Source organism: Syntrophaceticus schinkii (genome assembly GCF_000946815.1).
GTDB lineage: Bacteria > Bacillota > DSM-12270 > Thermacetogeniales > Thermacetogeniaceae > Syntrophaceticus > Syntrophaceticus schinkii.
Genome location: NZ_CDRZ01000035.1, coordinates 1 through 23,609, shown reverse-complemented (window position 1 = coordinate 23,609; position 23,609 = coordinate 1). Strand labels below are relative to the sequence as shown.

Sequence of the window (23,609 nt, the reverse complement as noted above, 5' to 3'; positions counted from 1 at the left end):
CAAGTGATTTGTTTCTGAACTTGATCCGCTCTATAATATTTATTGAACAGGAGGTGATAATCATTTGGAATTCAAAAAAAGGCCGGAATAAAATTATTGTCAACTGCAAGCATACTGATCACTCTGATCGCAGTGGTTGTAGGCTCTAAAGGGAGACCTGAAAGCAGCGGAAAGGCCTTCACCGGTTCTGATAAAGTTGCTGTCATCCATCTTTCGGGACCAATTACCCTCAGCCAGGACTCCTCTCTTCTGGGAGGTGCTTCCAGCGCAAGCTTGACAATGGCTGATTTGGAAAGGGCCGAAAAGGACCGCTCCCTGAAAGCGGTGGTTTTGAGGATTGACTCCCCGGGGGGCAGTGCCAGCGCATCCCAGGAACTATATGACCAGGTACTGCACCTTAAAAAATCCGGTAAAAAAGTGGTCGCATCTTTCGGCGAGACAGCAGCCTCAGGTGGCTATTTTGTAGGAGCAGCCGCTGACAAGATCGTGGCCCTTTCATCCACAATAACAGGCAGCATCGGGGTGATCTCCGTTGTTCCCAATCTGGAAGAGCTTTACCGGATGATTGGCTACAAAGAGCGTGTCTTCAAAAGCGGTCCCCACAAAGATATGCTCTCCTCTTCCCGGCCGCTGACACCTGAGGAAGAAATAATTATGCAAGAGATCACCAGTGATATCTATGATGATTTTATTAATGCTGTAGCCAACGGACGCGGCATGCCGGAGGAAAAGGTGCGCCAGCTTGCTGACGGAAGGATCTATACCGGAAGCCAGGCCAAAGAAAATGGGCTGGTGGATGAACTGGGGGGACAACGGGAGGCCATCAAACTGGCAGCCAAACTGGCAGGAATTAAAGGGGAACCCCAGGTGATAGAATACCACCGGGCACCCAGCATCTTCGACCTGCTGTGGGGTATCCAACTCTTCAAACACCAATACCCCCTACCCCTGCCACCTGCTTATACAACGATAAAATATTAGGAGGGAGAGAATATGTGGGAACGCATTTTCGGAGCGCTAAGAGCACCTGGGAAAACCCTTAACCAGGTGGCTGAAAAGAATTTATGGAAAGAGGGGCTGCTTATTATTGTAGTTGTTGCCATTCTTCAAGGAATGAGCAGCCTGGTGGCACAGGGGAACCAAGATCTTTTGTTTCGCTACTTAGAGCAGTTTAGTGATCAACCGCTTATGGATTCAATTCAGTATTCCCCTGCCTTTACAATCTTCTCATCCTTGTTCGGTGGTCTGCTGGCATGGGTGATCGCGGGAGGGATATTCTTTCTATTTGCAAAACTCTTTAAGGGACAAGGAACCTTTAGCGGCATGCTTGCGGGCCTTGGCTACGCCTCGACCCCCTATATTATAGGAGCCCCTTTGGCGGCTCTCGCCTCTTTGGCGGGGGCAGGCGGCCTTATCATAGGCGGTGTAATAAGTTTTGCCGTAGCAATTTGGGTGCTTGTCCTAAACATCATCGCCATCAGGGAAAGCCAGCAAATTGGTACAGGTGCAGCTGTAGCCACTTTCTTGATTCCGGTTGTTCTGCTGTTTATCCTGGCGCTTATTTTAGCCGGAGTCATTGTCGCCATGCTTATGACCTTTACTGGTTAAGAAAGATTGACAATACCCGGCAAAGCCCATAAAATAATGCCAATAGCACCTAAAGAAAAAGGGGTTACCACTGTTAATTAAAATGTAGATTCGAGCAGTCGGATAATTGTGGTTGATCCATATAAATCTAAAGAAATACGCAAAAAGAATTGCTTAAAATTTGAGTACCGGAAGTTCTCCGGGAATTTACGCCTGTAGAGATCCCTCTGCGGGGATGGCAAATTGTTTAGTCAGGGGTCGATGATGCAGGAATTTCAGGGTAGGAATATTTGGCTACAAAGAAAGGAACGGTTATCAATTTATGAATCGTGTTCGTTTCCCTGTGGATTACCGACTGAAGGTAAGGATGTTTTTGACACTGTTCCTGCTGGCAGCCCTTTATCTGCTTTTTGCTGCTGTTCTATGGTATGCAGGAGTCGGGTACTCTGCCATCATTATCATTGTAGGGATCATGCTTCTGTCCCAGTACTACTTCTCCGATAAACTGGTGCTGATGAGCACCAGAGCCAGGGAGGTCTCCCCGCAGGAGGTACCGGAACTACATTCTATAGTAGAGCGTCTGGCTATGCTTGCAGATATGCCCAAACCCCGGGTAGCAGTAATGCCTACCTCTATTCCCAACGCCTTTGCTACCGGTAGAAACCCCAGGAATGCGGTTGTTGCCGTTACTAACGGCCTGATGCAGCAGCTAACAACTGAAGAGGTGGAAGCAGTTTTAGCACATGAAATCAGCCATGTCAAAAACAGAGATGTAGCAGTGATGACCATCGCCAGCTTTTTTGCTACAGTGGCCTCCTTCATCGTGCAAAACTTCTTTTTCATCGGCGGTTTTGGCAGAGACAGGGAAGATCGGGGTGGTGCTATACTTATCTATCTTGTTTCACTGCTCGTCTGGCTGATCAGCTTTTTCTTGATCCGTGCGCTCTCTCGCTACCGCGAGTATTCCGCGGACCGTGGGGCTGCCTTTCTCACCGGCAACCCGGGTATGCTGAGCAGCGCCCTTTTGAAGATCAGCGGCACTATGAAGCGTGTACCGGACCGCGACCTGAGGCAGGCAGAAGCAATGAACGCCTTTTTCATTTTTCCAGCCCTGAGAGGGAGCTTTGCAGAGCTCCTCTCGACACATCCTTCTCTGGAAAAGCGCCTGGCCTACCTCAGGAAACTTGAACGTGAAATGAGGGGCTAAAATGGGTTTTTTTGATGCCCTTTTTGGAAGAAACAAACCGCCCAAGGCACAGATCGACCCGTTTTTTGCGCTGTCCACAGCCTTAGTCTCTTTTGCTGAACTGGGCTGGGAATCTTCCGGGAGGTGTGGCCTGGCACTTAAACCCGCCACCAGCATCTATTTTCAAACAGCAGCAGAGGAATTGCGGGATCTCTTACAACTATCTGTAACAGAAACCAAAACTAAACTGGAAATTCGGGATGATGAATACCACTACCGCTGGCTGCTGTTTACGGATCCTGACTTTGATGACCTGTTAGGGCTTATTTATATGTCTGCACAGACCCTGAAGGAAAGCGGGTACGACACCCAACTTTTGGCTGCGGTCTTCCGCTTTGAACAGCAATCAAAATCAGCACCCTTTTATCTGATTTACAATTACAAACGCGGCACATTTTACCCCTTCCTCCCCATTGATCGAAAAAGTGAACAGCGTAACAACCATGAGGAACAACGCCTCTTTACCATGTTGGAAAAGGAGCTGCCCTGGGAGAAAGACATCTCTTTATGGTACCCCATCCGGGGCTGCCCTGTGTGAGGATGCAACGGGGACGGTTCCTGGCGCATTTCTGCATGTAAGGGAAGACGAGCAGGGGAACAGTCATCAGTGCATCCCACGTAATATCCCTGAGGTGGTGAAGAACGGGTGCCGGGGGAACGTTAAGTTTGCCATCTTAGGTATGAAGTGGTTTATACTGGCAAAAATAGAGGTGAGGTTGGTGGTTGGTCGGCCACGGACGAATCGATTTCACATGAAAGGAGATATAATATGGGACTATTGGCGCGTATTTCTACAGTTTTTAAGTCGAAGATCAACAAGATCGTCGACCAAATGGAGAATCCGCAGGAAACCTTAGACTACTCTTATGAAAAACAGTTGGAGCTTTTACAAAATGTGAGGCGCAATATCACAAATGTAGTTACTTCAAAAAAGAGGCTGGAACTGCAGACAGTTAAATTGCGCAATGACCTGGCGAAAATCGATGACCAGGCCAGGGAGGCTCTGCGGCAGGGACGTGAGGACCTGGCCAGGGTAGCTTTAGAACGTAAGGTGCAGCTGGAACAGCAGATCCAGAGCCTGGAAGAGCAGGTCAGCGGTTTAAATCAGGAACAGGAAAAACTGGCACAGGTGGAAAATCGCCTGCGGGCTAAAGTTGAAGCCTTCCGCACCAAAAAAGAGGTCATCAAGGCACAGTACTCCGCATCTGAGGCCCAGGTGAAGATCGGTGAGGCGATGACGGGCCTCTCTGAGGAAATGGCCGATGTCGGCATGGCCATTGAACGGGCAGAACGCAAAACCGGTGAAATGCAAGCCCGAGCCTCAGCCATCGATGAACTGATCGCCACAGGTATCCTGGAGGATTCCCTGGGGGAGAAGGACAGTGTAGAAGCAGAACTCAAAAGAATGCAGGCAGACGGGCGTGTGGAAGATGAACTTGCCCGCTTAAAAAAAGAGGTGAGTGAGTGATGATTATCAGGGTACTCACACAGGGACAGTACACAGTGGAGGGCAATGCCCTTGTAGAACTGGATGCCATGGATAATTCACTGCTGGATGCGGTAGAAGCCAGCGATGAAATCCAGTTCACCGCAAACCTGCAAAAAGTTGTTTCCTTTGTGCAAACAAAAGGAGTCAAGGTCCCCGATGAGGAACTTGTAGAATCGGATCTGATCATACCGGCACCTGATACCAGTCTGGAAGAAGCGCGGGAGATGTTTGCCGGCTATCCTCGGGATCTGACCTAATTTTGCGTAAATTTGCGCGGCAGTCGGCTTAAGGTAACAGGGAAGGTGACAGGAAGGTGACAGGGGACGGTTCTACTGTCACCTCCAACATTCCCATTACCTGTGATGCTATCTGTGATGCTGCCTGCCAGCATGGATATTAATAAAGAAATGTAAACACTCATATCTCCTAATCCTGGGGCCAGCTATTCAAAATGATGAGTTAGTGTGGAATTTGCGCGTAGACTACACGAAGTAGCTGGCTCTGCCCACAGGTACAGCAATTCTCGAAGCCCTCATCAGCACTGTTACTTAACTCCGGCCTACTAAATTACTTAACTGCTCATTTACGGAACAGCACGTGCAGCCTTGAGGACCACAAACCAGTCTGGCATTCGTCCGAAATGTAATACCCTGATTACTCCGTCTCCACGCCCTATCCCGGCCTACATTTGAGGAGGTGAACTGTGGTTAGCAGCAAAAGGAAGATACGCAGCCGTGGGCATGTGGCCAAATACACTTTTGACGACATTCTCGGAAAAAGCGCCAAAATAAAATCAGCCATAGAAAAGGCAAGGCGCTTTGGAAGTGTTGATGCCACTGTTCTTATCTATGGGGAAACCGGAGTGGGCAAGGAATTTTTTGCTCATGCCATTCACAATGTCAGCCCCCGCAAAGACGGCCCCTTTATTGCAGTCAACTGTGCTGCAGTACCGGAAAACCTCCTGGAAAGCGAGCTTTTTGGGTATGCTGAAGGTGCTTTTACCGGTGCGAAAAAGGGAGGCAAACGGGGTTTTTTTGAGATGGCTAATCAAGGAACCATTTTCCTTGATGAGATCAGTGAGATGTCTGACAAACTGCAGACCCGTCTGCTGCGAGTGCTCCAAGAATACGAGATCATGCGCCTGGGTGATGACCGCCTCATCTCCGTAGATGTGCGGGTTATTGCAGCCACCAACAGCGACCTGAGAGGATTGGTAGAGGATAGGCTCTTTCGGGCAGACCTTTTTTACAGAATAAATGTGCTGACACTGTTGGTACCGACATTAAGAGAACGACGTGAGGATATTCCTGTCCTGGTGGATCACTTCCTCGGAGTATGCAATCAAAAGTTTCAGAAGAACATCAAGGGCATCGAACCAAAGGGCATCGACCATTTTTATGCCCATGACTGGCCAGGAAATACCAGAGAACTCCAAAACATCATGGAGCGTCTGGTTATCCTGACAGATGACGACTATATCTCTGCTGACCTTGTTGCAGAATCGTTGATCGTTTCCCCGATAGAGCCCCATCCCTTTTCCTCCCATGAGCCCCCCACCCGAATCCCTAAACCCGCCAAAGCACCAAACAAAAGCCAACCTTGATAAAAAAGCGATCTTAAGTGCTCTTGCCGCTGCCCAGGGGAATAAAAAGAAAGCTGCCCAAATCTTAGGGATCAGTCGGACAACCCTCTGGAGACGCCTGAAAAAATATAATATTTAACCCTTGCACGTGCTATTGAGACAGGCATCCTAGGGGCCAGGCTTGCTTTTTTGCTTTAGGATGTAGGGCGACATTTGACATTTGACATTTATTTGCCGTCAGTCCTTTGTTATCGCCAGGCTGTCTTTTTCCCGACCTCCAACCTCCGGCATCCGACATCTATTTCCACTTCCGACCTCCCGCTTCCCTCATCTATTTTGGATGCGCTGGGGACTGTCCCCAGCGCACGCGTCCCCCTGGCAGACGCCCTACTGTTGCAAATGAAACAAAATGTGTTGCACGGTGAAACACAAATGAGATAGATGAAACATCAGATCTCTATGTTACAGTGTTATAGCCACCTTATCACCGCTGTTTCACAGGTATGGTTCTTGCATAAACTATGATCAGAAGGGGGGATTGACAATGGGAGATGCAGTTGGTAACTATCTGATGTGGGGAGCCTTAGGACTCCTGTTTGTCGTCCTGGGATGTTTGTTGATCCAGCTATTTTCCACCTTTAAGATGAAGTAATCATAGACGTACAAACAGATAAAATATAAACCCTCTCCTGCCAACAGGAAAGGGTTTATATTATTACCCACACACTGTGGCAACCGCCCAGCAGGCAACCCCCTCTCCCCTGCCCACAAAACCCAACCCTTCGGTTGTTGTAGCCTTAATACCTACAGCAGAAGGCAAAATGCCCAGTACAGCAGCAATCCGGCCGCGCATCTCTTCCAGATAGGGAGCAAGCCGCGGTTTTTCAACAGCTACAACAAGATCCACCTGTACAATGCGAAACCCCTCTTTTGCCAGGATCCCTCTGGCAATACCTAACAGTGCCAGACTGGATGCCCCTTCCCAGCGCGGATCTGAGGGTGGAAAGTAATGCCCGATATCAGGGAGTCCCGCTGCACCCAGGCAGGCATCAGTCAATGCATGCAAAAGAACATCCCCATCCGAATGCCCGGAGAGACCAGGCCCTTCCGGGATCTCCACCCCACCCAAAAAAAGCGGACGCCCCTGACAGAAGGGATGCACATCATAGCCCAGGCCTGTACGCTTTTCCACACGCTCATCTGTCCGCAGCCCCAGAATTGCCCGTGCTATAAAAAGATCCTCAGGTGTGGTGATCTTGATATTCTCATTAGCACCCGGATGGATTTTTACCTGGTGACCCAACCGCTCCACAAGGGAAGCATCATCTGTTCCTGTAAAACCAGATGCCCTGGCAGCATCCAGGGCCTCTTTAAGCAGTGATCTGTGAAACACCTGGGGTGTTTGGGCAATCCAGAGTGAAGACCGCTCCGGCGTGCCTTTGATCTCTTCGTTTTCAACAACCTTAACGGTATCTTTGACCGGAACAGCAACTACCACAGCACCGTCGACCACAGCTTGCTGTATCGCCCCCTCTAACACACCCTGTGAGAGCAGAGGGCGCGCCCCATCGTGGACAACAACAAGCCCACAGTCCTGGGGAAGGGCGTCTAATCCGGCAGCAACCGATTCCTGCCTTGTCTCCCCTCCTGCCGCAATCCCCGCCAATTTAGTCAGGGGATAAGAGTTGAGCAGTGTACGGCAAAAGGAGAGATCACTCTTATTTGCCACAACCACATACGAATTTACTAAACCGGAATTCTCAAAAGCCTGAGGCAGTGTAAAATAACAGCATCTTCCCCCAGAGGCAAATAGACCTTATTTAAGGGGGAACCCATGCGGTTCCCCCTGCCGGCGGCAACAATTATCCCTCCGACCTTATCCAATCACTTTCACCTCATGATAGCGCCGTGACGAAGATGAATCTTTGAAAGACATCTTCGGTTTGGCAAAAATCATCCGTCCTGCCGAAGTCTGCAAGACACTGGTGACAACGACATTGATGCGCTGGCCGATGTGCCTCTTGCCTCCCTCGATCACGATCATGGTGCCGTCCTCGAGATAGGCAACCCCCTGTCCGGCCTCTTTGCCGTCGCGAATAACATCCACACCCGATATTTCTTCGCCCGGAAGGAATAGTGGTTTTACAGCATTAGCCAGATCATTGATATTGAGTACCCTGACACCCACCAGTTCAGCCACCTTATTGAGGTTGTAATCATTGGTCACAACCGGGCAGCCCAACCGCTTACAGACCTGAATGAGTCTGTAGTCAACATCTTTCTTGTTGTCCACTCCATCAAAATCCCGAATCTCAATTTTGATCCCCTGCTCTTTACGCATCTGGTTCAAAATATCCAGGCCTCGCCTTCCCTTATTGCGCCTCAGCAGATCAGAAGAATCAGCGATGTGCTGGAGTTCTTCCAAAACAAAGCGTGGAATGATCAGGATCCCATCAAGAAAGCCGGTCCGGCAGATATCTGAAATCCTGCCGTCGATAATCACATTGGTATCAAGTACTTTATAACTGCTCTTGCCCCCATCTCGCCCCTGTTTTGACCCGCTTTTCCACACACTCAGCAAACCCGTCAGTTCCTCTTTCTTTTTGATACCCACACTTAAACCAAGATATCCAAAAAGAAAGCTGAAAGCAATCGGAATGTAGGGTCCCACCAAGGGGATGTTCTTCATAGGCGCACCAAGAAGGACAGCAATGACAAGACCAATAATAAGTCCAACGGCACCTCCAATCAAATCCTGCATCGGTGTGTGCAGAAGTGTGCTTTCAAAGAAAGCAACCATCCGCAGTGTAGCTTCGATTAGCCATGGTGCCAGCATAAAGCCCGCAAGCCCTGTAACCAGTACCAGCAGTCCCACTATAGAATACCGGGCGATACCCGCACTGGCTATCAGTTCGTTGATAAACGGCAAGTAACTTAGAGAAAACCCTATTCCTGCCCCAATTAAACCCAAAATAACCCTTACGATCTTCCTCAACATCTTTTCACCTCCTTTCCAAAGGCATTATCCTTATTTTGGTTAACTATATCTCTCATTATACGCAAGATTTCCGGTTCAAGCAAGAGAATAGTTTGTCAAAATATAAGAAAAGCGCCCGTAATGCTCAGGCGCCCCCTTCTATTCCCCCGCTACTGCCTCTTTAATCATGGTTTCCACTTCCATCATATCCATATTACCTGCCAAAACAAGTTCACTGCTTAAGATCTGGAAGGCGCTTTCCAACATCCTTTTTTCACCTGAGGACAAGCCCTTCCTTTGATCCTGGCGCATAAGTGAACGGACAACCTCTGCAACGGCAAACACATTCCCTGTTCTGATTTTTTCAAGGTTGGCCCGGTAGCGGTGGTTCCAGTTCGGAATAGTTTTTTCCTGGTCATCTCTTTCGAGAACCTTTACAACACTTGCGATTTCATCTTCGGTAATTACACGGCGCACCCCGATTTTGTCTGTTTTATCGGCTGGTACAAGAACCTTTAAGTTGCCTGAAAAAAGACGGAGAACGAAATAAATCTGTTTCTGTTCCCCCCGCTTTTCAAGTCCCTCCACAACCCCGGCGCCGTGCATTGGGTGAACGATATGATCTCCAACCTTAAACATAGTTCCGGCCTCCTGGAGTTTTCTTAAATTTATTATACCAGAAGTGACATTGGCTGTCAAAAACAGGAGCTTGTAGTTGGTGGTTAGTGGTTAGTGGTTGGTCGTTGGAAAAAACAAAAGATTATTTTGCCGTCAGACTTCCGGCTTCCGTTTTTCAGGTTGGTGGTTAGTCGTTGGAAATTGATCAGATGTGAAACAAGTGGGTCATCAGCAAAGTGGGGAAATCTCACCTCTACCGCGTCGGCCCATTGACAACACCGGATAGCTGGTACTATAATTGATTTAAAAGAGCATCAGGTGTGAGGAGGTCTGCTTAATGAAGGACCTGATCTGTGATGAATTCCAGAATGCCGTTTCTGAACTATTAATTCGCCACCACAGTGTTTTGGATGTCCTTTCCAAATTCCAGGAAGCATGTGCCCGCACCAACAGAGCAACCATCAAAGCAGTTACCGGATGTGGCTGCATCAGCATTGAAGCCAAAAAACAAGAAGATCCCACAAGACATCTCTCTTCTGGAAATCAAAGAATACTTCGGAAGTCATCTCAACGGTGAACTCTGTCCCAGCTGCAGGGAAATGGTGGAAACCGAATTTGGCAAAACACTTTTCTACATGGCGGCTCTCTGCAACCTACTGAATCTAAACCTCTACGACCTTTTCCTAAAAGAGCATAGTAAGCTTTCTACACTCAGGATCTTCAATTTAACCTGAGCAAAAAGCGCATTAACATTAAAAGAAATTATGAATAAGTAAACCTGTTGAAGGGCTGCTAATGTAGCTTGCCCTTTTTTTTATCTTAGCCACCCTGCTCTTACATATATCTCTCCAGCATCACCTGATCCTGTAAACGACGCAACCCGTTTCTGATCGCCTTTGCCCGCACCTCACCGATCCCTTCCACATCATCCAGTTCCTCAATGGATGCCTTGAGCACACTCTGGAAGTTTCCAAATCTATTGATGAGATTTTCGATAATGGGCGCAGGCAGTCTGGGAATTCTTTGTAAAACACGATACCCGCGAGGGTGAACAGAAACCTCCAGTCCGCTTGTCCCTGAACCCCAACCAAGAGCGCGGCTGATATTGGGAAGCTCCAGCAGATCATCTGAGGACCAATTGCCGATGGTCTGTAGAACTTCTACAGCCTTTTTATTCCCACCTTCGAGGTAATCCTGGACGACATAGATAAGATCATCTTGGACATTAGTCACCAACTCCTCCACCTGCATTGTTATGAGTCGCCCTTCTGTACCCAGCTCGCTTATATAATTCTTTAGTTCACGGACGATGCGCAAGACCATCTCTCCCCGCTGTACCACCCAGACCACATCATAAACAGTGACGAGATCCTCAAACTCAAGGGCCGTCAGGTTTACCAGGGCCTTATCCAGAACACGCTTGTATTTCTCAAGGGTTTGAACAGCCTGATTAGCCTTGGATAGAATGACACTGATGTCCTGCAAGCTATAGCGGTTAGCGCCTCTGTACAGAGTGATTACACCGCGCCGCTGGGAAATAGCAATAACCAGTGTGCCTGTCTGGCGTGCCACCCTCTCAGCAGTCCTGTGCCTGATCCCTGTTTCCACTGAAGGGATAGAAGGGTCCGGGATCAATTGAGCATTGGCATAGAGAATTCTCCTGGCATCTTCGCTGAGAACGATGGCCCCATCCATTTTCGCCAGCTCGTAAAGGCTGGGAGGGGCAAACTCCGCATCAAGATGGAATCCTCCTTCAACCACTTCCAGGACCTCGGCGCTGTCGCCGAGCACGATCAATGCCCCGGTTTTTGCTCTCAAGATGCTGTCTAAACCTTCCCTTAGACGTGTGCCAGGGGCCACAAGCTTGAGAGCCCCGATAATGCCATCATCTTTTTCCTCCCGGGCATCAATTTTTTCATCCTTTGTCTCCCGTACTTCTTTAGAGCTTTCCCTGACTGGTACCTTAGCTTTTGTCGGTTTCTCTTCTTTTACCTTCTCTTCTTTAACATTAAGTTGATCTTCTAATACCTGTGCCTGTTCCTCTCTCAAAGCATATCCCCCTAAACACCTAAATCAACTGATCAAGAGCATCCTGTACCGTCCTAACACCCATAAAATCAAGGCCCTGAAACTTATCCCGAAGTTCCAGACTGCGCACCGGGGCCAAGATTCGCCGAAATCCTAAACGCACAACCTCCTTGACACGCTGTTCCATAAAACTCACACCCCTGACTTCTCCGGTAAGTCCCACTTCTCCCAGGATCACTGTATCCTCTGCAACCGCACTATTGCGGTAACTGGAGGCCAAAGCCACAGCTATACCCAGATCCACAGCAGGTTCCATTACTTTTAGTCCACCCACAACATTTACATAAAGGTCCTGATTTGCCAGGGAGAGCCCGAGGCGTTTTTCTAAAACAGCAGCAACTAAAACTACTCTGTTGTAATCGACACCGGTTGCCGCCCGGCGGGGAGACCCGAAAACCGTAGGACAAACCAATGCCTGAATCTCCACCAGGATCGGACGGGTTCCCTCTAGAGCAGCCACAACCACAGAACCAGGCCCACCACCCACTGCTCTCTCCTCCAGAAACAGTGCAGAAGGATTGTCTACCTCTTGGAGCCCTTCCTCTCCCATGGCAAAAACCGCCACTTCATCAGTTGCACCAAAGCGGTTCTTCACCCCGCGCAAAAGCCGCAGGTTCTGATGGCGCTCCCCTTCAAAAGAGAGAACCACATCAACCATGTGCTCCAGAACCTTGGGCCCCGCCAGCGCCCCCTCCTTTGTCACATGACCCACCAGGAAACAAGCGCTGCCACAGGTTTTAGCCAATCTCACTAATTCAGCTGTGCACTCTCGGAGCTGGCCAATACTCCCGGGGTGCATGGGTAGTTCTGCATTAAATGTGGTTTGAATCGAGTCAACAATCACCAGGACAGGTGAGAGCTCTTCAATAGTCCGGCAAATATCGTTTAGATTGGTTTCGGCATAGAAATAAAGGCGATCAGATGCTGCCCTCAGGCGTCGCGCCCGCATCTGCACCTGCCGGCGAGACTCCTCCCCTGATACATATAAAACAAGTCCCTTATTCTCCGCTATAAAGGCAGCCAACTGTAGCAGCAGTGTGGATTTTCCGATCCCCGGGGCTCCGCCCAACAGGATCACAGAACCAGGAACGATCCCCCCACCCAGGACACGGTCTAATTCCCTGGACTGGCCAGGGAAACGCTCTTCAGGAGATCCGCCCTCAATTTCCGATAAAGGAACCGCCTCCGTCGCAGCAGGAGACAAACCCGATGCTCTTGTAAAACCCTTTTTGGGCTTAGACACAGGAGCTTCACAAAAAGAATTCCATGTTCCACAGCCAGGACACCGCCCCAGCCACTTCGCGGCCTCATATCCACATTCACCACAAAAATAACTTATCTTATCCCGCCCCACAGCCTCCAACCTCTCATCCAATTCTACACTATTATAACATTATTTCTGCGGCCAGGCTTGCTTTATTCACGTACTCGTTCCGCCAGTTCCTCTGGGTCAGTCACAGGTTCCTGGCAGGTGTAATTTTCGCAGATGTAAACAGCAGGTATTCCATCTAGAGGTACTTTGCCGGCAGCATTCGGAGATATGGCAGCAAGCTTTTCGCCTTCATTACCGGGTTGATTTAGCAGTATTATTGCCCGCGGTAGATATGCAGCATGCAGCACTTGAAGCATCTCCCGGGTTCTGGTGTCATCCTTTTCTCCGGCTACAACAATCTCTTGAGGCGGCCCCAGGGAAAAATCCAGGGCACACAGATAGAATGTATATGCCTGAGGCGCACTTTCCACCGCACCGCCAAAGGCATGCAGCTGCCCGCGAGCAGCATCCTCCAGTTCACCATTTCCGGTCAGCCCGGCCAGGTGCAAAAGATTCCAGGCAGCTACAGAATTACCGGAAGGGAGCGCCATATCAGCGATCTCCTTGCCCCTGGCACCGAGTTCCTCACTGCCATCTTCCGCTGTAAAATAAAATCCCCCATCCTCTGTATCCCAAAAAAGCTGGCACATCTCCTTGGTAAGTCTGAGCGCCTCTTCAAGATGCTTCACTTGAAAAGTGGCCTGATAGAGCTCCCACAGCCCCCAGGCAAGGAAGGCATAATCATCCAGATAAGCATGATAGGCTGCCTCCCCCTCTCGGTAACGAGCCAGCAGCCTCCCCTCTTCGCTGCGCAAACTTTTCAGCAGAAACTCCACTGCCTTTTCTGCAGCATGGGCATATCTCTCCTCCCCCAATACCCAGGCACCTCTGGACAGTGCCGCGATCATCAGGCCATTCCATGAAGTGAGAATTTTATCATCCTTAAAGGGATGAATACGTTCTTCTCTAGCAGAAAAAAGCCTCTGTCGCAGTGCATCTGCTCTCTCATTCAACAGGTAGTTTTCGCTTTCACCGGCTTTATCCTGCCCATCCAACCCTCTGGACAACCCTTTATCCAACATTCTGTCCAATAGATTGGGAATGCTCTTCCCCTCAAAATTCCCCTGCTCAGAAATACCGTACAACTTACAAAAATACTCCCCATCATCCTCTCCCAGCACCTCTTTTACCTGCTCCGGCGTCCACACGTAAAACTTCCCTTCCACCCCTTCAGAATCCGCATCCTCTGCGGTATAAAATCCCCCTTCCGGGGAAGTCATCTCCCGTAAAACATAGGCAAACACATCCCTGGCAACACCGGCATAAAACTCCTTGCCGGTTGCCTGATAGGCCTCCAGGTAGGCAAGAGAGAGCAGGGCATTATCATAGAGCATCTTCTCAAAGTGAGGGACCAGCCACTCCCTGTCAGTGGAATAGCGGGAAAACCCGAATCCGATGTGGTCGAACATACCGCCGCAGTACATGCTCAGCAGAGTTCTTTCCACCATCTCCAGGGCACGTGGCTCTCGGAAACGCTTCCAGTAGCGGAGCAAAAAGAGAAGATGATGCGGGGTAGGGAATTTGGGCGCACTTCCAAAGCCACCGTAACGGGAATCATGGGTTTTCTCCATGATATGGTAACAGCTGTGCAGAAGCTCAGGGCCAGGCTCCCCAGGCGAACTATCCCCCATCTGCTCTGCAATATCACTTAAGATCTCCTCCCCCAGCCCCTGCAGGTGCTCGCTGTCCGCCTCCCACTTTTCCCTGATGGCCTTTAAAAGCTCGATCAGCCCCGGCCTTCCATAACGAGAATGCTTAGGAAAATAGGTACCTGCAAAAAAGGGCTTGCGGTCTGGGGTAAGAAACACCGTCAACGGCCACCCCCCACTACCAGTCATGGCCTGACAGACACTCATATACAAACTGTCGATATCAGGTCTTTCCTCGCGGTCCACCTTGACCGAAATAAAGCCCTCATTAAGAATATCCGCTACTTCCTGATCCTCAAAGGACTCCCTTTCCATCACATGGCACCAGTGACAGGTCGAATATCCGATACTCACGAAGACAGGTTTGCTCTCCTCATGGGCCTTTCGGAAGGCCTCATCTCCCCAAGGATACCAATCAACAGGGTTATGGGCATGCTGCAGAAGATATGGGCTTTTTTCGTGAATCAGGTGGTTCGGTTTGCGGGTATTAATTGGGGACATTTGTATATCGCTCCTTATTTAACGATCAATGTTTTTGTCAATATTATCCCCTTTCGTGATATCCCGTATCCTGTCCGGCAACTTGATATCCTTGGGCTGAGTGTTCCAAAGGCTGACGGTAATCCGGGAAAACTGTTCCAGTGCATCTAAAACCCCTTTCAGAAAAAAATCCCTGTAAAACATATCAGGGCATATTTTTCTAGCGTAAATATCGCGCCTTCGTCTTTATCAAGTATAATAGTATTATTGTTGATAAATTTAGCGATTAACTAACTTAATAAGAATAATTTACAACATCAAATGCAAGGGGAACCGTCTCCGTGCATCTGGAGGTGACACCGGTTGATAGAGGTCGATATACCCGGTATGGGAACTTTACACTTGAAGCACCTGGTTCTTGACTACAATGGCACCATCGCCTTTGACGGCAATTTGAACAGCGGCATTGAAGAGAAAATAAACCAACTGGCAGATGATCTGAATATCTATATCATTACAGCAGATACCTTCGGCACAGTAAATCAAAAGTGCCAGAACATCAAAGGCAAAATGAGGGTGTTAACAACTGATAATGGTTCACTGGAGAAAGAGGAATTCGTGGATTCACTGGGAGCAGAAAATGTGGTTGCTATCGGGAACGGAGTAAATGACAGCTTGATGCTAAAAAAAGCTGCCTTGGGAATAGTTGTGATCGGTGGCGAGGGCGCAGCTCAGAAAACAATAAAAGAAGCAGATATTGTTGTAAAAGACATCCACGATGCACTTGGGTTGTTATTAAATCGGTTGAGATTGATAGCCACACTGCGCCTTTAACGTTAACGGGGGCAAGGCTCATTTTCAAGAACATCATGGTACCCTCGTGACACCCTTGCTAAACTAACATTAAACATTTGAGCCAATTCACTGCGTTTGGACACACCGTTATTTACTGCCAGGAAAATAACCATATTCCTGGCAGTTACTACTTTTCTTGCCCTGGTGACGGTCATGGCCCCTGTCTGTGAAACTTTTTGTGTATAATTTACGTACTACCATATAGAAAGACCGGGGAGGAATCTAATGGCGCGGCCAGATGCTGAATTGATTACATTGAGCCAGCAGGGTGATCAACAGGCCTTTGCCGAGCTGGTGGGTCGCTACCAAAAAACAGTATATACAATGGCTGTGCGCCTGCTGGGGGACCGTGAGGAAGGCCGGGATGTAGCCCAGGAAGCTTTCTTGCGGGTTTACAAGTCACTGCCCAGCTTTCGAAAAGATGCGGATTTTCTCCCCTGGCTCTATACCATCACAGCAAATATCGCCCGTGATCACTGGCGCCGCTGGAAACGGGAAAAGGAGGCTGTATCAGTTCCCTTTGATGATACAGCTATGGCACCCGAGGACCTTTCTTCCCCTGAGTCCGTCTTGGAGACAAAAGATATAAAGAAGGTGGTGGAAGAAGCCGTGGCCTCCCTCCCCTGGGAGTATCGGATGCCCATCGCACTGCGGCACATCCAGGATCTAAGCTACAAAGAGATAGCAGAGATGATGAAGCTTCCGCTCAACACAGTCAAAACCAGGATCCGCCGCGGGCGCTTGATGCTCAGAGAAATTTTAGATCCGCTGCTGGAGCAAAGGAGTGACAAAGAATGACCAAAAGGTGCACAGACAAGGACAAAATACAGTACGCAATCCTCACTCAAAGGTGCATGAACACGGACAAAATACCCGACTACCTTGATGGAGAGCTGAAAGGTGAAGCTGAAGTATTGTTTAAACAGCACTTGAAAGACTGTCCTCAGTGCCGCCAGGAGCTAAAGAAGTGGGAAGCGATGTTCAGCATATTGGAGCTTCCCCAGCAGGACCCGGGGCCAGGGTTTGCCAACTCTGTCCTTGAGGCGATCAACCATCAGCAAACAGAAGCTATAAATCTCCAGCCAGCCGGAATCAGAAGTCCCTGGAAACTCAAAAACCTGGCACTGTTGCTGGCAGGTGTATTCCTGCTGGCTTTCAGCCTCTCCTGCTGGCTGCTGGCAGGAGCAGGGCAGCTGCCGTTAATCCATGCTGTTGGCCAGAGCTGCAGGATTATTCTGGAGACTGCACTTGGCCTGCTGCCGGCACCTCTGGCAGCGGTGATTTATCAGGTGGAAAGCAGTCTGGGGGGATTTTTGGTTGCGCTGCTCTCCGCGGTACAGCAAAAACTCCTCTTCCTGTTTTCTCTGGGGGAAGCGTTCTTTGTGATCATCAGGGCACTATCCCCTGTGACCTGGGCTGTTATGCTGGCCACAGGGTTTGTCTCCAGCCTGCTGTTGGGCAGGATGCTGGGGAATGGACATCATTTTATTTAAGGGGGATTAATTTTATGGCAAGAAAGCATAGATATGGCCTGGCTTTACTGCTCCTGGTGGCACTCTGTCTGATACCCGCTCTATCCTTTGCCCAAACCGGAACCCAGCAGGATGCTGCAGAAACCCACTCTTACCAGAGTGATGTGGTGCAATTTACCGGCAACATCACCATAAAACCCGATGAAATAATCAGGGCAATGTGGTGGCCATGAGTGGCAACATCGATGTGGAGGGCAAGGTTTACGGAAATGTCACAGCAATGGCGGGCAACATCAGGCTTCACTCCGGATCCCTTGTTACCGGAAATGTCACAGCCATCGCCGGGGCAATCGAACGGGAGGATTCTGCCTCTATTAGCGGCAGAATCACCTCTCGCCAAGAGATCAGAGATATGGGGGACTCCCGGTACCACTACAACCCATACCCCTTCCCATACGATTACAGGTACAATTTCCACTACCCCAGCCCCTGGAAACGTTTCTCAGGATGGCTGCTTTCTCTGCTCGGGCTGCTCACTTTAACTGCAGCATCTGTGGCTGTATTCCCAGATAAACTGAAAAACATGAAAAACGGCATGGAGGCAGAGCCGCTCCGCCAATTGGGAATAGGTCTGCTGGGTTGGGTCGTCCTTCCGGTGGTGCTCCTGGCATTGACAATAACGATCATCGGAATCCCTGTTGTCTTTCTCTTGCTGCTCTGCCTGCCCATTATAGTGATCATCGGGTTTGTGGTTATGGCCATGTTTGCCGGGCAGCAGTTGGATAAGGCATTTGGAGACAGATGGCCGCGCTTTATGGACGACAGGCCGATCATTCAGGCATTAAAAGGGATGCTGCTCATCTGGATCATCAAAGCCATACCGCTGGCCGGTTGGCTGGTTTGGCCATTGGCCGCCCTGTTCGGTATGGGCACCGCTCTGGCAACACGGTTCGGCACCAACCGGCCGTGGTTCAAGAGCAAAAACGGTGAGAACCGTACTGAGGCGAATACGACGGCTTTACCGGATACCGTTGACACCGCGCAGCCAGAGGAGCCGTGTCGACCAGATGGAACTGAGGAACAATCCCCCGCTGAAACTGCCGAAGGAAGGGAGATAAATGATCATGGAAAGGAAGAATAAACTATTCGCCTGTGTCCTTTTTTTCGTTGCATTAGTATTTATCATTGGTCTTTGCCCCTCACCTGCCAGTGCCCAAGACCTGGTGAGGCTCGGCGGGGAGCTCTATATTCCTGAAGGGGAGCAGGCAAACAATACATTAGTACTGTTTGGATCCACTCGCATTGACGGTGAAGTCTGGCAGGGGACAGTAAACATCTTTGGAAATACTAAGATTAATGGCAAAGCCGGCAGTGTTGTGGCTGTGGGAGGGCCGGCAAACATCACAGGAAGCACCTGGGATCTAGTGGTGGTAGGTGGATCAGCTGCGATCAGTGGAGAGGTAAATGGCAATTTGGTAGTAGTAGGCGGTTCACTACATCTTACACCCAGTGCCCGGATCGACGGTGATATGGTCGTTGTCGGGAGTACGCTAGCAATGGATCCTGGTGCTGTGGTAACCGGCAGCGAGGTTAGCTTGACACTGGAAGAGGCCCTGGCCGGTCAGATAGGGCAGTGGTTTAAAGGCCATCCTTTCCCTGGGCCATTATCCCCAGCCTTTTGGTGGCGCCTGGCGAACCTCTTCCTGACAGCTGTAGTGCTTGTCATTATAAGTATACTTTTCCCGAAAGCGACTGCAAATACTGCGGGTGAGCTGGCGAAACGTCCCCTGCCAAGCTTTTTATGGGGAATATTGATCGCCTTCCTGGCTATACCGACAACTATCCTGCTGATCATCACCATCCTGGGGATCCCGCTGGCTGGCTTGCTCTGGCTGGCCCTGGCCTGCGCCTACTTCCTCGGCTTTGCGGGATTAAGCAGTCTGGTGGGGAAAAAGACACTTACTGCTCTGGGCATAGAGCAACCGGAACTCTATCTGTCTGCTCTTCTTGGTGCAATTTTTATTGGTATTATCACGTTGCTGCCCTATGCCGGTGTGCTTGTTGGGTGGCTTTTGAAAATCACAGGCCTGGGGGCGGCAGTTGTCTCTTTGGCAAACCGGCGTCATGCCTAAAAGAATGCACCGGGGACGCGTGCACCGGGGACGGTTCCTGGCGCATTTCTGGGAGATGCACCGGGGACGGTTCCTGGCGCATTTCTGGGACGTGCACCAGGATCTGAGATGGCGCCGGACGGGAACGGTTACTGTTGCATTGTTAAGATGCACCAAGAGATGGCCCTGGCAAGCGGCCCCTGTGAGATGGATATTTTCTTATTGACCTGAACAGACAAAATAGAAGATAATATCCACAAAGGAATTATTATGATGCGTGTTAGAGGCGAGAAGCGGGTAGCGGTGTCAGCAGCGTCCATGCAACTGAGTACACTTAGAAAGTTAAGACTGAAACTGGGCTACCTATCTTAAGACTGGATTCGGCTCTTTCAATGGCATGTACTGCAATACTACCGAAGTCACGGGAGGTAATAACACAACAGTGTCTGCTGCATTATAGCCGGTTAAACATGCTGCCAGAGGCTGGCACAGAGCGGTTAGGATAGTCAGCTAGTTAGCACAGGACATCATTTAGCAGGGGTTTAATTGACACAAAACGGTTAGGAGAGTCGGGTACGGTTTCTTCTTGTTGTATGGAGAGCTAAGGATTACGGAAAAAGGCACCTACTAAAGGAGGGATAAAATGGGCGGAAAAAGCATGTTTTTAGTGGGTGGGCTAGTGTTGCTCATCGGTGTTCTTTGGCTTTTTAACAATCTAGGCTTGACGAACATCAGCCTGGGCAACCTGATCACAACTTACTGGCCGGTAATCTTGGTTTTGTGGGGCTTTGATGTGCTGGGACAGGAGTTTTTGGGCAGGAGAAACCAGCAAGAAAAAAGGGAACGCAATTTCAGTAGTATTATAACCGGACTCATTCTGCTGGTGATCGGACTGCTTATCCTGGGACGAAACCTTAAATTTTTTCACTTTGACATCTCACTCTTTTGGAAGATCTTCTGGCCGCTTGTGGTGATCCTCATCGGCTGGAGCCTGATCCGCGGAACCAGGAGAATGTCCGGTGCAGGTGGCACCCACTGGGCGGTAATGAGCGGTTTGGCTTTTAAAAATAAGGGGTGGAAACTGGATGATGCCAATGTATTCGCCTTTATGGGTGGGGTAGATATGGACCTCACTGTGGCGGAAATCCCCGAACGCGAGGTTGTGTTAAACCTGACTGCCATCATGGGCGGGATCACACTCCATGTTCCCCCGGATCTCACTGTAGTCAGCGATGGAACCGCTGTCCTGGGAGGGTTAACTATTCTGCGGGAGGAAGCCGGAGGCATCATCGCCAGCAGGAAAACCGAATACACAGGTGACCCGGCATCCCGGAAAAAGCTTATAATCAACGCCCTGACAGTGATGGGCGGGGTTGAAGTGAAACATTAGAGATGCACCGGGGACGGTTCCCGGCGCATTTCTGTTGTTTCGTGCATTTCGCATGCACCGGGGACGGTTCCCGGCGCATCTCTGATATGCACGGTGCATCCCAGAAAAAGCTTATAATCAGAGCCCTGCCGGTGGTGGGCGGGGTTGAAGTTAAACGCTAGAACTGCGACAATAAGGATAATGGGCGACAGCCGGGAGCAGTTTTTCTGCCCAACTTGTCAATGAAGTTCTTTTTGACTCGTCTTGGCCACTAATTTAGGAGGGGTCTCTTGGAACAGTGCTAAGCAGGGACAGGAAAGAGAGTGATATGGTGATAGATTGATTAATAATAGGAGTTTTTTCTGTGTACAGGATCGTCAAAAAATTCGGAGATACAGTGGGCAATAATATAACAGCCCAACCACAAAGAGCCTTTTCCCTATTAAATGCCGGCTACACAGTCAGCGGTTTGGTGACAAAATATTTTCCGGACCAAAGGCTGTTGCCTCATCAGAAATACGCCGCAGCAGTTTGTAATGATACCATCCATAAACCCCTCAGGGAGCCGATAAATTCAGCAGTTGTCAATTTGTTTTTTCCCTGTGGCCTTTTGCAGGCCATGGGCATCACACCTCAATTTGTTGAAGGATTGTCCGGCTATCTAAACGGAGCATATACTGAACGAGCATTTATCGACTTTGCCGAAAATTACGGTATCCCAAAACAATATTGTTCCTACCATAAAACACTGTTGGGAGCAGCGTTATCAGATGTGTTGCCTAAATCAAGGTTTATTGTGAACACCACCCTGGTATGTGATGCCAATACCCTTACCTTTCGGACACTTGCGGATCACTGGAAGGTACCCCACTTTACAATTGACGTGCCTTCCGAATACAGTGTGGAGACAGTCAAATATGTTGCTGACCAGTTTCGCAAAATGAGTGAATTCATGGAAGATGTTATGAGCAAAAAAATCGATCATGAAAAGCTAAAAGCGGTAATCCGCAGTGAAAACCGTTCACTGAATTATTACAGTGATCACTTTCAAGAGTTGCCCGGAAAATTTCTATCAAACAATCTAACATCTGAAATGTACAAGCTTTTTTTCACACACATTCTGCTTGGAACGAGTGAAGCAGAACATTACTTTAAACAGTTGCTGGAGGATGTGCGAAATGCTCCTCAGTCAAATGGAGAGATCCGTATTCTATGGGCTCACATACTTCCGTACTGGCAGGATTCCATCAATAGTGTTCTCAATTTTAGCCGCAGATATCAGCTGTTATGTTGTGACTTAAATTTTGACTCATTGATCCCTATGGATGAGGACCATCCCTATGAGTCTATGGCACGCAAACTGCTTCTTAACACAATGTGCGGCCCAACAAAAAAACGCGCTGATAAACTGATTGAGATGGCCAACCTGCTTCGTGCAGATGGGGTGGTTTATTTTAACCATTGGGGCTGTAAAAGGACACTTGGCAGTGCTGAGCTGATAAAAGATATGCTGGAGACAGCAGGTATCCCTGTCTTAATACTGGACGGTGACGGCTGTGACAGGGATAATATCAATGATGGGCAAATGAGCACCCGCTTGCAGGCGTTTTTAGAAATATTGGAGGCAGCAAAATGATAGATTATGTTTGCAAATATGCACCTATGGAAATTGTAAAGGGGTTTGGAGAGGAGTGCACATTATGCAATCCGCTGCCAGACAATTTTGCTGCAGTTGATCAGCTGACCCACAGGAACATATGCAGTTTTTCACGGGCACTGATTGAAACTCGCATGAAAAACAGTTCAGATGCACTTCTATTAACCAACTGCTGTGATTCCCTGGAGAGCGCATGTGATGTACTGCGCAGCATAAACCAGACGGTTTTTTTACTGAATCTCCCACATATAAATAAGCATTGCAGCAAGAACATTTATAAAAACGAACTGCTCAAATTTATCAAAGACTACACTGCTTACTCAGGTAAAAACTTCGACTGCGCAAAATTCCGCAGGGCATTCGCTCAGAATGTGCAGGAGACGGATGGCCATTATATTGCAGTGACGGGTGCGAGGCTGAGTGAAGAATTGATGGAGTTCATAAAAGGGGCCTCCCCACTTCCTGTTAAAAACAACACCTGCACCGATGTCCGCTCCTTTCGCAACCCGCCCCTTACGGATTCATTAGAAGAACTGCTGGAGTGGTATGCAGATGAGCTCTTATCACAAACACCCTGCATGAGAATGACCGATATCTCCTCGCGCAAAATGCTGGTCAATGACCCCAATTTAAAAGGAATTATCTATAACACCGTGAATTTCTGTGATTATTATGGTTTCGAATATATGAAGCTGAGAAAACAATTAACAATACCAATTATAAAAATCGAAACAGATTACACTACACAGGGAGCTGCACAACTCAAAACCCGAACAGAAGCGTTTTTTGAAAACTTAAAAGCACCCCTGACAGCACCTCCGGCGAGAAAGCACTTCTCTACGGTGCATCCCAGACGGCTTGAGCAGTATACCGCCGGAATTGACAGCGGTTCTACTTCTACCAATGTCGTCATCTTGGACAAGCAAGCTAAAAATATTAGTTTCCTTTTCCGTTCTTGCCTACCGGTGTACATGTAGCGGACAGTGCGGAAAAAGCTCTGGAGGATGACGCCTTAAAAAAGGCCGGTCTTTCCAAAAAATCGAGATTAGCCGTACAG

25 protein-coding genes are annotated in these 23,609 nt (G+C 49.0%); 18 read left to right on the top strand and 7 right to left on the bottom strand.

All coding sequences use genetic code 11. The features are described from left to right. Positions 1–96 precede the first annotated feature (96 nt). The 8 genes from sppA (at position 97) to SSCH_RS21600 (ending at position 6,043) form a co-directional block, all read left to right on the top strand. Entirely contained in the window at positions 97–981 is an 885-nt protein-coding gene (sppA, locus tag SSCH_RS02820; protein ID WP_232294180.1) for a signal peptide peptidase SppA, read from the top strand. 12 nt (positions 982–993) lie between these two features. Beyond that, the gene (locus SSCH_RS02815) at positions 994–1,608 is read left to right on the top strand and encodes a Yip1 family protein (protein ID WP_044664144.1); all 615 of its coding nucleotides are present in this window, start codon (positions 994–996) and stop codon (positions 1,606–1,608) included. A gap of 301 nt (positions 1,609–1,909) precedes the next feature. Then, the gene (gene htpX, locus SSCH_RS02810; RefSeq protein ID WP_044664143.1) at positions 1,910–2,794 is read left to right on the top strand and encodes a zinc metalloprotease HtpX; all 885 of its coding nucleotides are present in this window, start codon (positions 1,910–1,912) and stop codon (positions 2,792–2,794) included. A 1-nt stretch (position 2,795) separates the two neighbouring features. After that, a complete protein-coding gene (gene pspAB / locus SSCH_RS02805; RefSeq protein ID WP_044664142.1) occupies positions 2,796–3,371 on the top strand; it encodes a PspA-associated protein PspAB in 576 nt (191 codons plus the stop codon). Positions 3,372–3,602: 231 nt separating this feature from the next. Then, a complete protein-coding gene (locus SSCH_RS02800; protein ID WP_044664141.1) occupies positions 3,603–4,301 on the top strand; it encodes a PspA/IM30 family protein in 699 nt (232 codons plus the stop codon). Beyond that, the gene (gene pspAA, locus SSCH_RS02795) at positions 4,301–4,579 is read left to right on the top strand and encodes a PspA-associated protein PspAA (RefSeq protein WP_044664140.1); all 279 of its coding nucleotides are present in this window, start codon (positions 4,301–4,303) and stop codon (positions 4,577–4,579) included. Before SSCH_RS02800 ends, pspAA begins: the two co-directional genes overlap by 1 nt. A gap of 446 nt (positions 4,580–5,025) precedes the next feature. Then, positions 5,026–5,925, top strand: coding sequence for a sigma-54 interaction domain-containing protein (locus tag SSCH_RS02790; protein WP_052835228.1), 900 nt, complete (start codon positions 5,026–5,028; stop codon positions 5,923–5,925). Then, positions 5,867–6,043 carry a helix-turn-helix domain-containing protein gene (locus tag SSCH_RS21600; RefSeq protein WP_084710876.1) on the top strand — a complete coding sequence of 59 codons (177 nt, stop codon included), beginning with the start codon at positions 5,867–5,869 and terminating at the stop codon, positions 6,041–6,043. Before SSCH_RS02790 ends, SSCH_RS21600 begins: the two co-directional genes overlap by 59 nt. Before the next feature lie 576 nt (positions 6,044–6,619). Here SSCH_RS21600 and ispF read toward each other — a convergent pair. From ispF to SSCH_RS02775, 4 genes are all read right to left on the bottom strand, one after another. Continuing rightward, positions 6,620–7,639: a 2-C-methyl-D-erythritol 2,4-cyclodiphosphate synthase gene (ispF, locus tag SSCH_RS20720; RefSeq protein WP_052835227.1), complete on the bottom strand. Its 1,020-nt coding sequence runs from the start codon at positions 7,637–7,639 to the stop codon at positions 6,620–6,622. Positions 7,640–7,650: 11 nt separating this feature from the next. Further along, positions 7,651–7,788: an NTP transferase domain-containing protein gene (locus SSCH_RS20715; protein ID WP_198142120.1), complete on the bottom strand. Its 138-nt coding sequence runs from the start codon at positions 7,786–7,788 to the stop codon at positions 7,651–7,653. Then, positions 7,781–8,902 (bottom strand): PIN/TRAM domain-containing protein, encoded by a 1,122-nt coding sequence (locus SSCH_RS02780; protein WP_044664139.1) that lies wholly within the window; start codon positions 8,900–8,902, stop codon positions 7,781–7,783. The genes SSCH_RS20715 and SSCH_RS02780 overlap by 8 nt, the downstream gene beginning before the upstream one ends. Positions 8,903–9,040: 138 nt before the next feature. Further along, positions 9,041–9,520, bottom strand: coding sequence for a CarD family transcriptional regulator (locus tag SSCH_RS02775; RefSeq protein WP_044664138.1), 480 nt, complete (start codon positions 9,518–9,520; stop codon positions 9,041–9,043). Positions 9,521–9,836: 316 nt separating this feature from the next. Here SSCH_RS02775 and SSCH_RS22225 point away from each other — a divergent pair, with 316 nt between their 5' ends. After that, complete coding sequence (locus tag SSCH_RS22225; protein ID WP_332306887.1) at positions 9,837–10,076, top strand: hypothetical protein; 240 nt, start codon at positions 9,837–9,839, stop codon at positions 10,074–10,076. 257 nt (positions 10,077–10,333) lie between these two features. Here SSCH_RS22225 and disA read toward each other — a convergent pair whose 3' ends face one another. Genes disA through SSCH_RS02755 form a run of 3 tightly spaced genes read right to left on the bottom strand, consistent with a single transcriptional unit; the run spans position 10,334 to position 15,109 of the window. Next, on the bottom strand, positions 10,334–11,548 hold the full coding sequence (disA, locus tag SSCH_RS02765) for a DNA integrity scanning diadenylate cyclase DisA (protein WP_084710875.1): 1,215 nt from the start codon (positions 11,546–11,548) through the stop codon (positions 10,334–10,336). Positions 11,549–11,567: 19 nt separating this feature from the next. Next, positions 11,568–12,962 (bottom strand): DNA repair protein RadA, encoded by a 1,395-nt coding sequence (gene radA / locus SSCH_RS02760; RefSeq protein WP_156972052.1) that lies wholly within the window; start codon positions 12,960–12,962, stop codon positions 11,568–11,570. 41 nt (positions 12,963–13,003) lie between these two features. Further along, positions 13,004–15,109 carry a thioredoxin domain-containing protein gene (locus tag SSCH_RS02755; RefSeq protein WP_044664137.1) on the bottom strand — a complete coding sequence of 702 codons (2,106 nt, stop codon included), beginning with the start codon at positions 15,107–15,109 and terminating at the stop codon, positions 13,004–13,006. Between the two features lie 342 nt (positions 15,110–15,451). Between SSCH_RS02755 and SSCH_RS02750 the strand changes: the two genes are divergently transcribed. The 9 genes from SSCH_RS02750 to SSCH_RS02710 all read left to right on the top strand — a co-directional run bounded on the left by SSCH_RS02750 (position 15,452) and on the right by SSCH_RS02710 (position 23,529). Beyond that, a complete protein-coding gene (locus SSCH_RS02750) occupies positions 15,452–15,922 on the top strand; it encodes an HAD family hydrolase (RefSeq protein WP_044664136.1) in 471 nt (156 codons plus the stop codon). Between the two features lie 246 nt (positions 15,923–16,168). After that, positions 16,169–16,741 (top strand): RNA polymerase sigma factor, encoded by a 573-nt coding sequence (locus SSCH_RS02745; protein WP_044664135.1) that lies wholly within the window; start codon positions 16,169–16,171, stop codon positions 16,739–16,741. After that, the gene (locus SSCH_RS02740) at positions 16,738–17,436 is read left to right on the top strand and encodes a zf-HC2 domain-containing protein (RefSeq protein ID WP_044664134.1); all 699 of its coding nucleotides are present in this window, start codon (positions 16,738–16,740) and stop codon (positions 17,434–17,436) included. Before SSCH_RS02745 ends, SSCH_RS02740 begins: the two co-directional genes overlap by 4 nt. Before the next feature lie 14 nt (positions 17,437–17,450). Continuing rightward, positions 17,451–17,648, top strand: coding sequence for a hypothetical protein (locus tag SSCH_RS02735; protein WP_044664133.1), 198 nt, complete (start codon positions 17,451–17,453; stop codon positions 17,646–17,648). Next, a complete protein-coding gene (locus SSCH_RS02730) occupies positions 17,645–18,556 on the top strand; it encodes a DUF8173 domain-containing protein (RefSeq protein ID WP_044664132.1) in 912 nt (303 codons plus the stop codon). The genes SSCH_RS02735 and SSCH_RS02730 overlap by 4 nt, the downstream gene beginning before the upstream one ends. Beyond that, entirely contained in the window at positions 18,540–19,547 is a 1,008-nt protein-coding gene (locus tag SSCH_RS02725) for a bactofilin family protein (protein ID WP_156972050.1), read from the top strand. The genes SSCH_RS02730 and SSCH_RS02725 overlap by 17 nt, the downstream gene beginning before the upstream one ends. A gap of 622 nt (positions 19,548–20,169) precedes the next feature. Continuing rightward, on the top strand, positions 20,170–20,916 hold the full coding sequence (locus tag SSCH_RS02720; protein WP_044664130.1) for a cell wall-active antibiotics response protein: 747 nt from the start codon (positions 20,170–20,172) through the stop codon (positions 20,914–20,916). A 343-nt stretch (positions 20,917–21,259) separates the two neighbouring features. Further along, complete coding sequence (locus SSCH_RS02715; protein WP_044664129.1) at positions 21,260–22,531, top strand: 2-hydroxyacyl-CoA dehydratase subunit D; 1,272 nt, start codon at positions 21,260–21,262, stop codon at positions 22,529–22,531. After that, positions 22,528–23,529, top strand: coding sequence for a 2-hydroxyacyl-CoA dehydratase family protein (locus tag SSCH_RS02710; RefSeq protein WP_052835226.1), 1,002 nt, complete (start codon positions 22,528–22,530; stop codon positions 23,527–23,529). The genes SSCH_RS02715 and SSCH_RS02710 overlap by 4 nt, the downstream gene beginning before the upstream one ends. Positions 23,530–23,609 lie beyond the last annotated feature (80 nt).

Bases quoted from the DNA above. Each gene is read 5' to 3' on its own strand.
- SSCH_RS02815 (WP_044664144.1), top strand. From the start codon at position 994: ATGTGGGAACGCATTTTCGGAGCGCTAAGAGCACCTGGGAAAACCCTT.
- htpX (WP_044664143.1), top strand. From the start codon at position 1,910: ATGAATCGTGTTCGTTTCCCTGTGGATTACCGACTGAAGGTAAGGATG.
- pspAB (WP_044664142.1), top strand. From the start codon at position 2,796: ATGGGTTTTTTTGATGCCCTTTTTGGAAGAAACAAACCGCCCAAGGCA.
- SSCH_RS02800 (WP_044664141.1), top strand. From the start codon at position 3,603: ATGGGACTATTGGCGCGTATTTCTACAGTTTTTAAGTCGAAGATCAAC.
- pspAA (WP_044664140.1), top strand. From the start codon at position 4,301: ATGATTATCAGGGTACTCACACAGGGACAGTACACAGTGGAGGGCAAT.
- SSCH_RS21600 (WP_084710876.1), top strand. From the start codon at position 5,867: ATGAGCCCCCCACCCGAATCCCTAAACCCGCCAAAGCACCAAACAAAA.
- SSCH_RS02780 (WP_044664139.1), bottom strand. From the start codon at position 8,902: ATGTTGAGGAAGATCGTAAGGGTTATTTTGGGTTTAATTGGGGCAGGA.
- SSCH_RS02775 (WP_044664138.1), bottom strand. From the start codon at position 9,520: ATGTTTAAGGTTGGAGATCATATCGTTCACCCAATGCACGGCGCCGGG.
- SSCH_RS22225 (WP_332306887.1), top strand. From the start codon at position 9,837: ATGAAGGACCTGATCTGTGATGAATTCCAGAATGCCGTTTCTGAACTA.
- SSCH_RS02755 (WP_044664137.1), bottom strand. From the start codon at position 15,109: ATGTCCCCAATTAATACCCGCAAACCGAACCACCTGATTCACGAAAAA.
- SSCH_RS02745 (WP_044664135.1), top strand. From the start codon at position 16,169: ATGGCGCGGCCAGATGCTGAATTGATTACATTGAGCCAGCAGGGTGAT.
- SSCH_RS02740 (WP_044664134.1), top strand. From the start codon at position 16,738: ATGACCAAAAGGTGCACAGACAAGGACAAAATACAGTACGCAATCCTC.
- SSCH_RS02735 (WP_044664133.1), top strand. From the start codon at position 17,451: ATGGCAAGAAAGCATAGATATGGCCTGGCTTTACTGCTCCTGGTGGCA.
- SSCH_RS02730 (WP_044664132.1), top strand. From the start codon at position 17,645: ATGAGTGGCAACATCGATGTGGAGGGCAAGGTTTACGGAAATGTCACA.
- SSCH_RS02725 (WP_156972050.1), top strand. From the start codon at position 18,540: ATGGAAAGGAAGAATAAACTATTCGCCTGTGTCCTTTTTTTCGTTGCA.
- SSCH_RS02720 (WP_044664130.1), top strand. From the start codon at position 20,170: ATGGGCGGAAAAAGCATGTTTTTAGTGGGTGGGCTAGTGTTGCTCATC.
- SSCH_RS02710 (WP_052835226.1), top strand. From the start codon at position 22,528: ATGATAGATTATGTTTGCAAATATGCACCTATGGAAATTGTAAAGGGG.